The sequence below is a fragment of the Leisingera sp. ANG-Vp genome (assembly GCF_000813725.1).
Lineage (GTDB): Bacteria > Pseudomonadota > Alphaproteobacteria > Rhodobacterales > Rhodobacteraceae > Leisingera.
In genome coordinates this window covers 1-15,196 of record NZ_JWLD01000101.1, presented here as the reverse complement: position 1 = coordinate 15,196, position 15,196 = coordinate 1, and the positions used below count along the sequence as shown (strand labels likewise).

Sequence of the window (15,196 nt, the reverse complement as noted above, 5' to 3'; positions counted from 1 at the left end):
GATCGAGGCGCTTCAGAACAACCGCATCGGCGGCGCAGGCCTGGATGTCTATGAGTTCGAGCCCAAGGTGCCGCAGGCGCTGATCGATCTGGATAACGCAACCCTGCTGCCGCATCTGGGCACGGCCACGGAGGAGGTGCGCAGCAACATGGGCCATATGGCGCTGGACAATGTTGCGGCCTATCTGGCCGGCGAGGCACTGCCGAACCGGGTGTAAGCTGACCCTGGCAGGCCGGGGGCTCTGCCCCCGGACCCCCGGGAGTATTTTCAACCAGAAAGAAGCAGCAGCGGGGAGAACCGCTGCTGTTTTGCTTTGCAGCGGCTGCATGGAGCAGCAACTCAAACCAGCGTTTCCGGCGGCGCGGCGGCGTTTAAAAGAGCTTCCCGGATGCGGGGGCTATTCTGCGGCAGCCTTGGCCTGGCCGGTATCTCCTACCGCTTCGCGCCAGTGGCGGCGGCAAAGTGAAACGTAGCTTTCATTGCCGCCGATCTGCACCTGGTCGCCTTCTGTCAGCACCCGGCCCTGATCATCCTGGCGCACCACCATCGTGGCTTTCTTGCCGCAATGGCAGATGGTGCGGACCTCGCGCATCTCGTCTGCCAGCGCCAAGAGGGTGGCGGAGCCGGGGAACAGCTTGCCCTGGAAGTCCACCCGCAGCCCGTAGGCCAGCACCGGCACCCGCAGGTCGTCCACCGCCCGGGCCAGCTGCCAGACCTGGTCCGGTTCCAGGAACTGGGCCTCGTCGACAAAGACGGCGGCCACCGCTCCTTGGGCCAGGCGCTGTTCGATACGGACATAAAGATCGTCGCCGGCTGCAAACATGTCCGCTTCCTCGCCGATGCCGATCCGGGAGGCGATTCTGCCGGTGCCGGCCCGGTCATCCAGCCGGGCCGTGAGCAGATAGGTGTCCATATGGTTTTCGCGGTAGTTATGCGAGGCCTGCAGCAGAACCGTCGACTTGCCCGCGTTCATGGTGGAGTAGTTGAAATAAAGCTTGGCCATGGCGGCGGGTTTACCTGTCCAAGGTGGCGGGGAAAACCGGATTCGTTCAGGAAGCTGGCGGGCAGGGCCCTTTGCCTGCCGCAAAGGCAGCGGGCCAGCCTGCAAAGGCTTTGCAGGAAGGCCCGCCGGGGCTGGCACGGCAAGGGCGGAACTAACCCTGAAAAAACAGCCGTGGCCGGTTGCCCCGGAGAGCACAGGTTCCGGGCAGACCAATTACCCTAACAACAGAGCTTCACTCACCAGCCCTGCTTTGCACTGGACAACAGGTACCAATTGCACCAAGTCACTCGCTAAATCCCTGAAAACCTGAGGGATGGATAAGGTATCGCAATTCCTCTACAACTCGAACATGGGAAATTAACCAGTTCGTTCCCCCAAGGGAGCGGCGGTCTAGCCAGGTAGGAAGTATATGGCTGAAATCGGGACGTATCTGAAGAAACACACCGAGGCACTGGTGAAGGATGTCGGCATCGAGGCGGCATGCCAGATCACCGGAAAGTCCAAGGCAACACTGGGGCGCTACTACTCGGACAATGCCGAGCACGCGGACCGGTTCATGCCGGTGGATGCGGTGGCCAAGCTGGAGGGCGCGGCGTCCTATCCGCATGTGACCTCGGCGCTGGCGGATCTTAAGAACATCACCTTGTCTTATAACGGCAACGGCTCTGCCGAGGAGACCGGGCGCAGCGGCGGGGTGAATTCGGATGTGATTGCGCTGAGCCAGCGCTTTGCCCAGCTGATGAGCGAGTATCAGGCGGCAATCGAGGACGGCATCATCACCGTCAATGAGGCCAAGCGTCTGCTGCGCGAGACGGTCCTGTTGCAGCAGGTTCTTCTCGATATGAAACTGCATCTGGAAGAAGAGAGTGCCTGAGACCCTTGATGTGAGCGATCTGCCCGCGGCGGCGGCGGATCAGCTGCACCCGGTTGACGTTGACGCGCTGGCGGCGCCCGGCGATCCGCGGCATCCGCCGCGCATTCTGCTGCTCTATGGCTCCCTGCGCGAGGTAAGCTATTCGCGCAAAGCCGCCGAAGAGGCGGCGCGGGTGCTGCAGGCTTTGGGCTGCGAGACACGGATCTTTGATCCCTCCGGCCTGCCGCTGCCCGATGACGCGGGGGCCGCGGAGCATCCCAAGGTGGCGGAGCTGCGCGATCTCGCGGTCTGGTCCGAAGGCATGGTCTGGTCCAGCCCGGAGCGCCACGGTGCGATGACCGGTATCATGAAGCTGCAGATTGACTGGCTGCCATTGTCGCTGCAAGGCGGCATCCGCACCACCCAAGGCAAGACCCTGGCGGTGATGCAGGTGTCGGGCGGCTCGCAAAGCTTTAATGCGGTCAACCAGATGCGCATCCTGGGCCGCTGGATGCGGATGGTGACAATCCCGAACCAAAGCTCGATCCCCAAGGCCTGGCTGGAATTCGCGGAGGGGGCGCGCCTGCCTGAGGGCCCGTTCTACCGCCGCCTGGTGGATGTGATGGAAGAGCTGGTGAAATTCACCTGGCTGGTGCGCGGCCGCAAGGAATACCTCACCGACCGCTATTCCGAACGGGTGGAAAGCGCTGCCGAGGTGCACAAGCGGGTGTCGCAGAAATAACCCGGCAGGGCAGCCTGCCCGGTTCGGATGTGAAAAGCCCCGGCGTTGCTGCCGGGGCTTTTTCAGTTTCAGATCAGCGGGATCAATGGCACGTCGCAGGCGGCGAGTGCCAGCAGGGCTGTCAGGATAATGGGAAGGCGCATTGGGCGCTCCTTGTTGCTGCTCTTGTCCAGGGCAACTGTGCCGCGGAGAGAACGCTGCGGCAAGCCCCGCTGCAGTTTCGCCGGGCGGAAACAGGCCTGGCCGCGTTAAAGATTTGGGCGGCGGGTTTTGTGCAGGTTAGGCGTTTGTTAAGGCTCATTTGTGCCGCATTTGGGACGCGAAGTTACCGCCGCCTGCGCAAAACCCGGCGAAACAGGGATAATCCCGCGCAGGCCTCCTAACAAAGCCTCTAAGCTTTTCCAGTGTTTTTAAGGGGTTTTTCCGAAAACCGTCTTGGATCGTTAAGAAAATAAGGGGATTTGCGTACCCGCATGCTGCGCTGAAGTGCAGTATTAACCCTTTGTTAATCCTGCCTCATTCTGCCCATCTTTCTGCCCGCGCGGCACCGCGGCAGGCCCAATTCCGGCCCCAGGAGTCACCCAGCATGGCGATGTGGGAACATGGAGTGGGTCATGAGACGATTACTAGGGATTGCTGCTGCGGCCTTGATCACATGCGGTGCCGGAGCTGCTTCGGCGGGACCGGCAAGCGTGCAATCTGTGCCAGGCTGGGAGGCTGTCGGGCGGCTGAATATCTCGGGGCGCAGCATGTGCACCGGCAGCCTGATAGCGCCGGATCTGGTGCTCACAGCGGCCCATTGCCTCTACAGCCCGCACGACGGGCGCAAGGTGAACCCGCGCCGGATCAAGTTCGAGGCCGGGCTGAACGGCCGCCGGGCCAAGGCTGCGCGCAAGGTCGTCAAGGCGGTGCAGCATCCAGGCTATGAGCACCGCACCAGCGGCCGCGCCCAGACCGGCTACGACCTGGCTGTGCTGCGCCTGGACAGGCCGATCAGCCCTCAAAAGATCCGCCCTTTGACCTTGGCCGCGGCGCCGGGCCGGGGCGATCAGGTTGATGTGCTGTTTTATTCTTATCACAAGGCGACAACTTTGAACCGGCAGAACGCCTGCCAGGTGCTGGCCGCCAGGCAGGCCATGCTGGTCACCACCTGCCTAGTGGATTTCGGAGCCTCGGGCTCTCCGGTGCTGCAGCTGCAGCCCGGCCGCCCGCCGCGGCTGGTATCGGTGATTTCGGCCAAGGCCCGGATGGGCGGCAAAAAGGTGTCGATTGCCACAGGCGTGAACCACGCGCTGCAGGACCTGATGCGCAAGGCGGGGTAGGGCCTTCGGAATTTCGCAGGGGCCGGAGACGTGTTCCGGGCAGAGCAGTTCCACTCTGTCCGGAACAGGCTTCAAGTGCAGCAAAAGTCTCCGCCAGAAAGGAAAAGCCCCGGGGAGATCCCGGGGCTTTTCTTGTTTCCTTCATGCTGCGGAACCGGCTTTAGCCTTGCAGCGACTTCACCTCGACGTCCCCTTCGGCCTGGGCCTTGATCGCGCGCGCTGCGGCGTTGGCGCCGGCGGCGGTGGTGAAGTAGGGGATCTTGTCATAGAGCGCGACCGAGCGCATTTCCTTGCTGTCCTCGACCGCCTGGGCGCCTTCGGTGGTGTTCATCAGCAGCTGGACGTCGCCGTCCTTCAGCATGTCGACCACATGCGGGCGGCCCTCATAGACCTTGTTGACCAGCTCGCAGGCCACGCCCTGGCCGTCCAGCCAGGTCTGGGTGCCGCGGGTGGCGACCAGGGTAAAGCCTTGCTCTACCAGGATCTTGGCGGCGTCCAGCATCAGCTGGCCCTTGTCGGCGTCCTTGATCGAGATGAAGGCACGGCCGGAGGAGGGCAGCACCATGCCGGCACCCATCTGCGCTTTCAGGAAGGCGCGGGCAAAGGAGCGGTCCCAGCCCATGACTTCGCCGGTGGAGCGCATTTCCGGGCCCAGGATGGTGTCGACGCCCGGGAAACGGGCGAAGGGCAGCACCGCCTCTTTAACCGAGAACCAGGGCATGTCCGGGTCCGCGAGGGTCATCGGGTCGGCCATCGGGGTGTTGACGTCATAGCCTGCGTCCGGCTCGTAAGGCGCGCGCATCGGGAAGTTCGACAGCGGTTCGCCGGCCATCACGCGGGCGGCGATCGAGGCGATGGCGGAGTCGGTGGCCTTGGCCACAAACGGCACGGTGCGCGAGGCGCGCGGGTTCACCTCGATGAGGTAGATCTCGCCGTCCTTGATCGCGAACTGCACGTTCATCAGGCCGACCACGTTCAGCGCCAGCGCCAGGGCGTTGGTCTGTTCCTTAATCTGCGCGATCACATCTTTTTCGAGCGAGTAGGGCGGCAGCGAGCAGGCAGAGTCGCCCGAGTGCACGCCGGCCTCTTCGATGTGCTGCATGATGCCGGTCACATGCACGTCCTTGCCGTCGCAGAGCGCGTCCACGTCCAGCTCAACCGCGCCGGCCAGGTAGCTGTCAAGCAGCACCGGGCTGTCCCCGGAAACGACAACGGCTTCGGCGATGTAGCGCTTCAGCTGGTCCATGTCGCGGACAATTTCCATCGCCCGGCCGCCCAGCACGTAAGACGGGCGGATCACCAGCGGGAAGCCGATTTCACCTGCGATTTCCAGCGCTTGCTCGTCGGTGGAGGCGATGCCGTTCTTCGGCTGCTTCAGGCCCAGCTGGTTGACCAGCGCCTGGAAACGCTCGCGGTCTTCGGCCAGGTCGATGGCGTCGGGAGAGGTGCCCAGGATCGGGATGCCCTCGGCCTCCAGCGCGTTGGCCAGTTTCAGCGGGGTCTGGCCGCCGAACTGCACGATGACGCCGTGCAGGGTGCCGTTGTCCTGCTCGGTGCGCAGGATCTCCATCACATGTTCAAACGTCAGCGGTTCGAAATACAGCCGGTCCGAGGTGTCATAGTCGGTCGACACGGTCTCGGGGTTGCAGTTGATCATGATGGTCTCAAAGCCCGCGTCGGTCAGCGCAAAGCAGGCGTGGCAGCAGCAGTAGTCGAACTCGATGCCCTGGCCGATCCGGTTGGGGCCGCCGCCGAGGATGACGACTTTCTTCTTGTCCGAGGGGCGCGCCTCGCATTCCACGTCGCCGAAGGCCGGCGTTTCATAGGTGGAGTACATGTAGGGGGTTTGCGCTTCGAATTCAGCGGCGCAGGTGTCGATCCGCTTGAACACGGCGTTGACGCCCAGCACCCGGCGGGCCTTGCGGACCTCAGCTTCTTTCTTGCCCGTCAGCTTGGCTAGGCGGGCATCGGTGAAGCCCAGCATCTTGAGGGCGCGCAGGCCCTTCTCGTCGCCAGGCAGGCCGTTTTCACGCACGCCCGCTTCGGCTTCGACGATCTCGCGGATGCGGGACAGGAACCAGGGGTCGAATTTGGTGACGGCCTGGATTTCATCGTCGCTGAGGCCGTGGCGCATCGCCTGGGCGATGGTGCGCATCCGGTCCGGGGTCTGCTGGCCGATCGCCTTGATCACCGCGGCCTTGTCGCCTGCGGGCTCCCAGGTGCCTGCGTTGACGCCTTCGATCTCCACTTCGTCAAAGCCGGTCAAGCCGGATTCCATCGACGCCAGTGCCTTTTGCAGCGATTCATGGATGGTGCGGCCGATGGCCATCGCCTCGCCTACCGACTTCATCGCGGTGGTGAGGTACGGCTCGGAGCCCGGGAATTTTTCGAAGGCGAATTTCGGGATCTTGGTGACAACATAGTCGATGGTCGGCTCAAACGAGGCCGGGGTCACCTTGGTGATATCGTTGTCCAGCTCGTCCAGGGTGTAGCCCACCGCCAGTTTCGCGGCGATCTTGGCGATCGGGAAGCCGGTCGCCTTGGACGCCAGCGCCGAGGAGCGAGACACCCGCGGGTTCATCTCGATCACCACCATGCGGCCGTCGGCGGGGTTCACCGCCCACTGCACGTTGGAGCCGCCGGTTTCCACGCCGATCTCGCGCAGCACGTTGATCGAGTGGGTGCGCATGATCTGGTATTCTTTGTCGGTCAGCGTCAGCGCCGGGGCCACGGTGATCGAGTCGCCGGTGTGCACGCCCATCGGGTCGACGTTTTCGATGGAGCAGACGATAATGGCGTTGTCGGCGGTGTCGCGCACCACTTCCATCTCGTATTCTTTCCAGCCCAGCAGCGATTCATCGACCAGGATCTGGTTCACCGGCGATGCATCCATGCCCGAGCGGCAGAAATGGATGTAATCGTCACGGTTATAGGCCACGCCGCCGCCGGTGCCGCCCAGGGTGAAGGCGGGGCGGATGATCGCAGGCAGGCCGATGTCGTCCAGCGCGTCCAGCGCGATGCGGACGCCTTCGTCCAGATCGGCGTTGCCGTCGTCTTTCTTCGGCGCGGTGACGATGGTGGCCTTGGGGTTTTCGATGCCCAGGCGGTCCATCGCTTCGCGGAAGAGCTTGCGGTCTTCAGCCATTTCGATGGCGTCGCGCTTGGCGCCGATCATCTCAACGCCGAATTTGTCCAGCACGCCCATCTCTTCCAGCGCCAGCGAGGTGTTGAGGCCGGTCTGCCCACCCATGGTCGGCAGCAGCGCGTCGGGGCGTTCTTTCTCGATGATCTTGGCGACGACTTCCGGGGTGATCGGCTCGATGTAGGTGGCGTCGGCCAGGCCCGGGTCGGTCATGATGGTGGCCGGGTTGGAGTTCACCAGGATGACCCGGTAGCCCTCTTCGCGCAGGGCCTTGCAGGCCTGGGCGCCGGAGTAGTCGAATTCGCAGGCCTGCCCGATGACGATGGGCCCCGCTCCGATGATCATGATCGACTGGATGTCGGTTCTTTTGGGCATGGCAGGCTTCCTTCGGTTTTCGCGCGGGCAGGCTTTGAATCAGGGGCGCTGGCGTGCGCCCAAATTGTCCTGCGTTATAGGGGCCGCGCAGAAAGGTTCAAGGGGGATCGGAAACGGAAATGAAAATGCCGCATCCACCCCTTTTGTTCGCATAGCGAACGGATATATGTGGAGCCCAACAGCTCATGGAGTCAAATCCGGTGCGGATTCGCTTTGATCAGGGGCCCATGGGGGCCGGCACATGTTTCGACCAGCCGCTGCGCATGATCCGCGCGGACGGGCCGGAAGAGGTGCCTGCCTCGCTGGCCGCTTTGGATGCGGCGCGGGACGCGGGGCATTGGCTGGCGGGCTATGCCTCTTACGAGCTGGGTTATGCGCTGGAGCCGAAACTGGCTGCGCGGATGCCAAAGGAGCGGCGGCTGCCGCTGATCTGTTTTGGGGTCTATAAGGAACCGCTGCCGCAGAACGCAGAGGGCAGGGCCCGGCCCTGGGAGGGTCGGGCGCTGCCCGGCCTGCAGCCGGGCTGTGCCGGTTTGGATGGCATTGCACCCCGCTGGAGCTATGAGCGTTACGCCGAGGCCTTCGCCGAGGTGAACGGCAACATCGGCAAGGGCGATATCTATCAGGCCAACCTGACCTTCCCGATCGATGCGCAGGCCTACGGCACAACCGAAGAGCTTTACGCGGCTTTGCAGGCCAAGCAGGCCGTCGGCCATGGTGTGCTGGTGGAACAGGACGGTCTGCCGGACCTGCTGTCACGCTCACCGGAACTGTTCTTTCGCACCAATGCGGAGGGCGTCATTGAGACCCGCCCGATGAAAGGCACCCAGCCGCGCAGCGATGATCCGGTCGAGGATGCCCGCCGCCGCGACTTCCTTCGTCAGGACGAGAAGAACCGCGCCGAGAACCTGATGATCGTCGACCTCTTGCGCAATGACATCAGCCGTGTGGCGCAGACCGGCTCGGTGCATGTGCCGGAGCTGTTTGCGGTGGAAAGTTACGCGACGGTGCATCAGATGGTCTCGCTGGTGCGCGCCAAGTTGCGACCTGATGCCGGGCTGGCAGAGATCTTTGCCGCACTGTTTCCCTGCGGATCCATCACTGGCGCGCCCAAAATCCGGTCGATGGAGATCCTGGCGGAACTCGAACCCTGGGTGCGCGATATCTATTGCGGCACCATCGGCTGGGCGGCGCCGGACGGCGCGTCCGAGTTTAACGTGGCGATCCGCACGCTGATGCTGGAAGACGGCCGCGCGACGCTGAATGTCGGCGGCGGCGTGGTCTGGGACAGCACCGCCGAGTCGGAATATGAGGAAGCCCTATGGAAAGCCCGCTTTGCCCGCGTGACGCCCTCCAGAACGATCCCGCTTTCCGCCTGATCGAGACGCTGGGCTGGCACCCGGGCGAGGGATTCCGGCGTCTGCAGCCGCATCTGGCCCGGATGGGGCGCAGTGCGGCGGAGTTTGGCATTCCCTTCAATGCACAGCGTGCACAGAGCATGCTGGCCGAAGTTGCGGGCGAAACCGCCTTGCGCTGCCGGCTGACGCTGGATGCTGGCGGACAGCTGGAACTGACTGCGGCGCCGTTGGGAGGCGCTCCGGCGGAGTGGAGATTGGGCATCGCCAAACCCCGCCTGGCTGCCGGAGATATCTGGCTGCAGCACAAGACCACCCGGCGTGAGCTGTATGATCAGGCACGGGCGGCATTGCCGGATGGCACGGATGAGCTGCTGTTTCTCAATGAGCGCGGCGAGCTGTGCGAAGGCACGATCACCAATCTCTTTGTGACCCGCGCTGACGGGCAGATGCTGACGCCGCCGCTTGGCTCGGGCCTGCTGCCGGGGGTTTTGCGCCAGGAGATGCTGGAGAGCGGCCAGTGCCGGGAACAGGTTCTGACGCTTCCAGATCTTCACAGCGCGCAGGCTATCTACATGGGAAATTCCCTGCGCGGGCTGATCTCCGTCACACTGATTTGAGGGCGGCGGGCTCCCGCGCGCAAAAACCGCTTGGCTGCGCCAAGCCGCCTTTGCCCTTGGGCCCGGCAGCGCGCCTGCGGCGCGCTGCGGCTGCCGCATAATACCACCCGCGCCCGGCCGTTAGGCCGGGTGCCACGCCCAACGCTTACCGGTCCTCCGCGCCAGCGGCGGGGCGCGGAAGGGGCGGGAGGCGCCCGCTGTTGTGCGGATCGGGCAGAAACTGCTGCCAGATGCCGCCGAAATCGCCCGGTTTGCTTGACAACAGAGCCGCAACCTTGTGTACCACCCCGGACGAATTTGAGCGCCGGTCAGGCGCATCTCCCGAATGACGGCCCGCCCGGGCAAGCGCCCGGAACAATGAAAGGTCACGCCATGCACGCCTACCGCAGCCATACCTGCGCCGAACTGAACAAATCCAACGTTGGGGAAACCGTCCGCCTGTCGGGCTGGGTCCACCGCGTCCGCGACCACGGCGGCCTCTTGTTCATCGACCTGCGCGACCACTACGGCGTGACCCAGGTGATGGCAGATCCCGACAGCCCGGTCTTTGCCGAGATCGAAAAGGTCCGCAGCGAATGGTGCATCCGCATCGACGGCAATGTGCTGGCGCGCGACGAGAGCCTGGTGAACCCCAAGATCCCGACCGGCGAGGTTGAAGTCTTCATCCGCGACATCGAAGTGCTGGGCAAATCCGAGGAACTGCCGCTGATGGTCTTCGGCGAGCAGGAATACCCGGAGGAAACCCGCCTGCGCTACCGGTACCTGGACCTGCGCCGCGAGAAGATGCAGAAGAACATGGTGCTGCGCGCCAACATGATCCAGTCGATCCGCAAGCGCATGTGGGACATTGGCTTCAACGAATACCAGACCCCGATCATCACCGCCTCCTCCCCCGAGGGCGCGCGCGACTTCCTGGTGCCGAGCCGCCTGCATCCGGGCAAGTTCTACGCACTGCCGCAGGCGCCGCAGCAGTTCAAGCAGCTGATGATGGTGTCGGGCTTTGACAAATACTTCCAGATCGCGCCCTGCTTCCGCGACGAAGACCCGCGCGCAGACCGCTCGCCCGCAGACTTCTACCAGCTCGACATGGAAATGTCCTTTGTCACCCAGCAGGACGTCTTTGACACCATCGCCCCAGTGATGGCTGGCGTGTTCGAGGAATTCGGGCAGGGCCGCAAGGTGGATGCTGCCGCCGACTGGCCGCAGATCTCCTACAAGGATGCCGCCAAATGGTACGGCACCGACAAGCCGGACCTCCGGAACCCGATCAAGATGCAGGACTGCTCCGAGCATTTCCGCGGCTCCGGCTTTGCAATCTTTGCAAACTTGCTGGAAAACGAAGGCACCGAAATCCGTGCGATCCCGGCACCCACCGGCGGCTCCCGCAAGTTCTGCGACCGGATGAACAAATTTGCCCAGGGCGAAGGCCTGCCGGGCATGGGCTATATCTTCTGGCGCGACCAGGGCGAAGGCATCGAGGCTGCAGGCCCGCTGGCCAAGAACATCGGCCCCGAGCGCACCGAGGCCATCCGCCAGCAGCTGGGCCTGGGTGTCGGCGACGCGGCCTTCTTCCTGGGCGGCAAGCCGAAGGCGTTTGAAGGCGTCGCAGGCAAAGCCCGCACCGTCATTGGTGAAGAGCTGGGCCTCATCGACAAGGACCGCTTTGCCTTTGCCTGGATCGTCGACTTCCCGATCTATGAGAAGGACGAGGAAACCGGCAAGATCGATTTCGAGCACAACCCGTTCTCGATGCCCCAAGGTGGCATGGACGCGCTGCTCAGCGACCCGCTGGCCGTGAAGGGCTTCCAGTACGACCTGGCCTGCAACGGCTACGAGCTGGTCTCCGGTGCGATCCGGAACCACAAGCCGGAGATTATGTTCAAAGCCTTCGAAATTGCCGGCTACGGCAAGGAAGAGGTCGAGAAGCGGTTCGGCGGTATGGTCAACGCGTTCCAGTACGGCGCCCCGCCGCATGGCGGCTGCGCGGCCGGCATTGACCGCATGGTGATGCTGCTGGCCGACGAGGCCAACATCCGTGAAGTCATCATGTTCCCGATGAACCAGCGCGCCGAAGATCTGATGATGTCCGCTCCTTCCGAGCCGCTCAGCGAGCAGCTGATGGAACTGGGTCTGCGCGTGATCCCGCAGGATCAGTAAGCGGCAGACAAGAATGCAGACCGGCCCGGACGTGTTCCGGGCCGTTTTCGTTCCGGGCAACATGTAGCAGCGCTTGCGGCGGCAGCTGCCTGCGGCGGAACCGGCAATCTCCTGCGTATAACCTGAAATTCAGCTTTCGCCCTGCAGGCAATGAAGTAGTGTTGCGGCAGACGGGGCGTCGAGGGAGGCCGGGGCAATGCGGTTTGACTCAGACTTGGCAGAGATCCGGTTCGGTGCTGGGCTGTCGCCGCGGCTGCAGCCGCCGGATTCGGCCGAACAGATGCTCAGCCGCTTGCAGGGACGCGATCTCATGGCAGAGCGGTTTCCGGTCAGCAGCTTTGATGATGCATTTGAAGCGGCCCGTGAATTCCGGCAGCTGGCCCGTGCCCGCAGAAAGCAGAGAGGCCTTCCGGGTTACAAGGCAGCAGATGACGCTTTCAAAAGCTACCGCCGCCAGCGGAACGAGACCTGGCTGGGCTGGCACCGGCAGAGGCTGCAGCGCCATGTCCTGACCAAGGATGGGTTCCGCGAGCGGCTGGCGCTGTTCTGGGCCGATCACTTTACTGCCCAGGGCAAGTCCGGTCCGATGCGGGCGCTAGCGGGACCCTACGCGGAAACCGTGATCCGGCCGCATCTGGCGGGCCGGTTCGAGGACATGCTGATCGCTGCCGTCACCAGTCCGCTGATGCTTCACTATCTGGACCAGAACCGCTCCGCAGGGCCGGACAGCCGGGCCGCGCAGCGGCGCAAGCGGCTGAGGGGGCTGAACGAAAACCTGGCGCGGGAGGTTCTGGAGCTGCATACGCTGGGGGTGGACGGGCCATACAGCCAGACGGATGTGCGGCAGCTGGCGGAGCTGTTCACCGGTTTAACTAGCTCGGGCGAGCAGGGGTTCGTGTACCGGCGCGGGATGGCGGAACCCGGTTCGGAAACCGTGCTGGGCGAAACATATGGCGGCGGCAAACCCTCGCTGAAGCAGGTTCTTGCGGCACTGCGGGATCTGGCCCGCCACCCGGCCACTGCCCGGCATATCGCCTGGAAACTGGCCGTGCATTTTGTCTCCGATACGCCTGCGCCGGCGCTGGTTGCGCATCTGGCCGCCCGGTTTGAGGAAACCGGCGGTGCGCTGATGCCGGTCTACACGGCGCTGCTGGAGCACCCTGAGGCCTGGCAGCCGGCCTTGGGCAATGTGAAGCCGCCGTTTGATTATGTAGCGTCTGCTTGCAGGGCGCTGAACCTGCCGGACGCGCGCATGGCCGCGCTGAGGCCGGGGCAGATCCGGCGCCTGCTGCTGCGGCCGCTGGCACAGATGGGGCAGCGCTGGGAGTTTTCCGGCGGACCGGACGGCTGGGCTGAGGAAGACGAAGCTTGGATCACCCCGCAAGCACTGGCTGCGCGGCTGCAGTGGGCGATGGCCGTACCGCAGCGGCTGCAGAAGGCGTTGCCGGATCCGCGTGATTTTGCCCGCACGGCCTTGGGCGGGTTTGCCAATGAACGGGTGCAGTTTGCCGCAAGCGCAGCCGAAACCGGAGCCGAGGGGATCGGCCTGGTATTGGCCTCGCCCGCATTTCAGCGCCGCTGACTGGAGGAGTTCCCATGCCTTTGACCCGCCGTTCTCTTCTGACCCGCTCCGCCGCGCTGGGCTGTTCGCTGGCGGCCAGCCCGCTGATCACGCCGGTCACTTTTGCCGCGGCGCCCTGGGACAGCAGGCTGGTGGTGATCATCCTGCGCGGCGGCATGGATGCGCTGGATGCGGTGCAGCCCTATGGCGATCCGGAGTTTGCCGGGCTGCGGCCTGGCCTCTCTGGCGGGCCGGAGGCCGGAGCGGCGGATCTGGACGGCTTCTATGCCATGCACCCGGCGCTGGCGCCGCTGCTGCCGCTCTGGCGCAAGGGCGAACTGGCGTTTGTGCAAGCCGTGTCCACGCCCTACCGTGACCGGCGCAGCCACTTCGACGGCCAGGATTTGCTGGAAGCCGGAACCGCAGGGCTGGGGGAAGCAGAAGGCGGCTGGCTGAACCGGGTTCTGCAGCAGATGCCCGGGACAGAGGCGCGCACTGCCTTTGCCATCGGCCGGGAGCGAATGCTGCTGATGGACGGCGCGGCGCCAGTCACGCAATGGGCGCCGGGCGCGGGGCTGGCAATGAGCCCGCAGGCAGAGCGGCTGGCAGGCCTCCTGATGGAGGAGGATCCTCTGTTCCACCGGGCACTGGACGAGGCGCTGGAACTGACCCGCCAGGACATGTCCCAGGGGTTCGGCAGCGATGATGCGGACACAGGCGCAATGCGGCGGGCTCCGGCGGGCGGGGCGCATGCGGAGATTGCGGAATATGCGGCCAGGCAACTGCGCGGCGACACAAGGATCGCGGCTTTTTCCATCAACGGCTGGGACACCCATTCCGGCCAGGCGCGGGGGCTGAAGGCCGCTTTGGGACGCCTCTCGGAAAGTGTTTTGAAGTTGCACAGCGGCCTGGGGCCGGAAATCTGGGGCAAGACAGCGGTTGTCGCGGTGACCGAGTTCGGCCGGACCGTGCGGGAAAACGGCACGGGGGGCACCGACCATGGCACCGGCGGTGCGATGCTGCTGGCGGGTGGCGCGGTGCGCGGCGGCCGGGTGTTCGGGCGCTGGCCGGGGCTGGCTGAGGCGGATCTCTACGCGCGGCGCGACCTGATGCCGACAGGGGATGTGCGGAGCCACTTGGCCTGGCTGCTGCACGGTCTGATGCAAGCCGGAAAAAGCGGCCTGGAGACCAGAGTGTTTCCCGGGCTGGAGATGGCAGAGGATCCTGGGTTGCTGTTGTAAGCCGCTGCCGTCTGATTGCCTCCAGCGGGCAGAGGCAGAGGAGGCTGCAGCGCCGTGTGTTTTTCGACGCAGGCTGTCCAGGCGAATGGCTCCCGCCCGTCGTCAGACTGTTTTGCAAACAGGCTTCCTTCCGTTGGGCCCGGCACCGCCTGGAAGGCGGTGCCGGGCCCAAGGCCGCCAAGGCGCTTGGGCGCAAGCCCTGCGGCTGCGGGCGCGGGAAGGGATCGCAGGCAAAAGGGGAAGACGCCCGGATGCTGTTGCAGGCTGCGTCTGGCGGCAAGGAGAGGGGGGCAGGTGTGCTAAGGGCTGTGGCTGCTGGGCTATTTTACTGCAGAACGGGTGCCGTGCCCTGCGTCTGCAACGCCGGAAGCCGGGTATGAACCATCAAAGCGGCCGGCATTTTGAAAGGCGCTTCGCCCGTTCGTGAACCTGTAAACGGGGGACTTCCAGTTTTTTAATAAGCGCAGGTCTGGAGAGCAGCAGCTGGTGGGCCCCTTAAACGAGACCTCGGGGCCGCCGGCTAAGGTCTAGCGCTGAGACGGATGAATGACCAGCGGGTGGCTTTTGGCTTGCCGCCGGTTCCGGCGGATTTCGCGGGCTTCAAGGCGGGTCTGGCCGTAGAGCACGATGGCGAGGGTGGCCAGGGCGATGAGAAAGGCTTCCACCATGTCAGATTGCCGCGCGGCGTTCCAGCCGCTCCTGGACCAGGCCGGCAAGGGTAGCGGTGTCCTGGCTCAGCGGTTTGCCCTTGCGCCGGGCGCGGGCCAGGCGGTCTGCCGCCTCTGCCAGGGGACCGTCGCCTGCACTGCGGGCAACACCGCCGAG

12 protein-coding genes are annotated in these 15,196 nt (G+C 64.5%); 9 read left to right on the top strand and 3 right to left on the bottom strand.

The features are described 5' to 3' along the window. Nucleotides 1-217, top strand: a 217-nt coding sequence (locus RA20_RS23345) for an NAD(P)-dependent oxidoreductase (RefSeq protein WP_039134838.1), incomplete at its 5' end; no start/stop codon positions are given. Nucleotides 218-397: 180 nt separating this feature from the next. On the opposite strand, the gene RA20_RS23340 is transcribed toward RA20_RS23345, so the two are convergent. After that, on the bottom strand, nt 398-1,003 hold the full coding sequence (locus RA20_RS23340; protein ID WP_039134834.1) for a thymidine kinase: 606 nt from the start codon (nt 1,001-1,003) through the stop codon (nt 398-400). Between the two features lie 409 nt (nt 1,004-1,412). Between RA20_RS23340 and RA20_RS23335 the strand changes: the two genes are divergently transcribed. The 3 genes from RA20_RS23335 to RA20_RS23325 all read left to right on the top strand — a co-directional run bounded on the left by RA20_RS23335 (nt 1,413) and on the right by RA20_RS23325 (nt 3,920). Further along, a complete protein-coding gene (locus RA20_RS23335; RefSeq protein ID WP_039134831.1) occupies nt 1,413-1,877 on the top strand; it encodes a hypothetical protein in 465 nt (154 codons plus the stop codon). After that, the gene (gene arsH / locus RA20_RS23330; RefSeq protein ID WP_039134828.1) at nt 1,870-2,598 is read left to right on the top strand and encodes an arsenical resistance protein ArsH; all 729 of its coding nucleotides are present in this window, start codon (nt 1,870-1,872) and stop codon (nt 2,596-2,598) included. The genes RA20_RS23335 and arsH overlap by 8 nt, the downstream gene beginning before the upstream one ends. A 614-nt stretch (nt 2,599-3,212) precedes the next feature. Beyond that, nucleotides 3,213-3,920 (top strand): trypsin-like serine peptidase, encoded by a 708-nt coding sequence (locus RA20_RS23325; protein ID WP_082018106.1) that lies wholly within the window; start codon nt 3,213-3,215, stop codon nt 3,918-3,920. Nucleotides 3,921-4,080: 160 nt separating this feature from the next. On the opposite strand, the gene carB is transcribed toward RA20_RS23325, so the two are convergent. After that, the gene (carB, locus tag RA20_RS23320; RefSeq protein WP_039134822.1) at nt 4,081-7,437 is read right to left on the bottom strand and encodes a carbamoyl-phosphate synthase large subunit; all 3,357 of its coding nucleotides are present in this window, start codon (nt 7,435-7,437) and stop codon (nt 4,081-4,083) included. A gap of 200 nt (nt 7,438-7,637) precedes the next feature. On the opposite strand from carB, the gene RA20_RS23315 reads away from it, so the two are divergent. From RA20_RS23315 to RA20_RS23295, 5 genes are all read left to right on the top strand, one after another. After that, nucleotides 7,638-8,816: an aminodeoxychorismate synthase component I gene (locus RA20_RS23315; protein ID WP_039134840.1), complete on the top strand. Its 1,179-nt coding sequence runs from the start codon at nt 7,638-7,640 to the stop codon at nt 8,814-8,816. Beyond that, nucleotides 8,759-9,412: an aminotransferase class IV family protein gene (locus RA20_RS23310; RefSeq protein WP_039134819.1), complete on the top strand. Its 654-nt coding sequence runs from the start codon at nt 8,759-8,761 to the stop codon at nt 9,410-9,412. Before RA20_RS23315 ends, RA20_RS23310 begins: the two co-directional genes overlap by 58 nt. A 372-nt stretch (nt 9,413-9,784) precedes the next feature. Next, on the top strand, nt 9,785-11,569 hold the full coding sequence (gene aspS, locus RA20_RS23305) for an aspartate--tRNA ligase (RefSeq protein WP_039134816.1): 1,785 nt from the start codon (nt 9,785-9,787) through the stop codon (nt 11,567-11,569). A 196-nt stretch (nt 11,570-11,765) separates the two neighbouring features. Beyond that, a complete protein-coding gene (locus RA20_RS23300; protein WP_039134813.1) occupies nt 11,766-13,151 on the top strand; it encodes a DUF1800 domain-containing protein in 1,386 nt (461 codons plus the stop codon). A 14-nt stretch (nt 13,152-13,165) separates the two neighbouring features. Continuing rightward, nucleotides 13,166-14,371: a DUF1501 domain-containing protein gene (locus RA20_RS23295; protein WP_152618590.1), complete on the top strand. Its 1,206-nt coding sequence runs from the start codon at nt 13,166-13,168 to the stop codon at nt 14,369-14,371. Between the two features lie 527 nt (nt 14,372-14,898). Here RA20_RS23295 and RA20_RS25930 read toward each other — a convergent pair. Then, the gene (locus tag RA20_RS25930; RefSeq protein ID WP_193748906.1) at nt 14,899-15,039 is read right to left on the bottom strand and encodes a hypothetical protein; all 141 of its coding nucleotides are present in this window, start codon (nt 15,037-15,039) and stop codon (nt 14,899-14,901) included. Nucleotides 15,040-15,196: the final 157 nt, after the last annotated feature.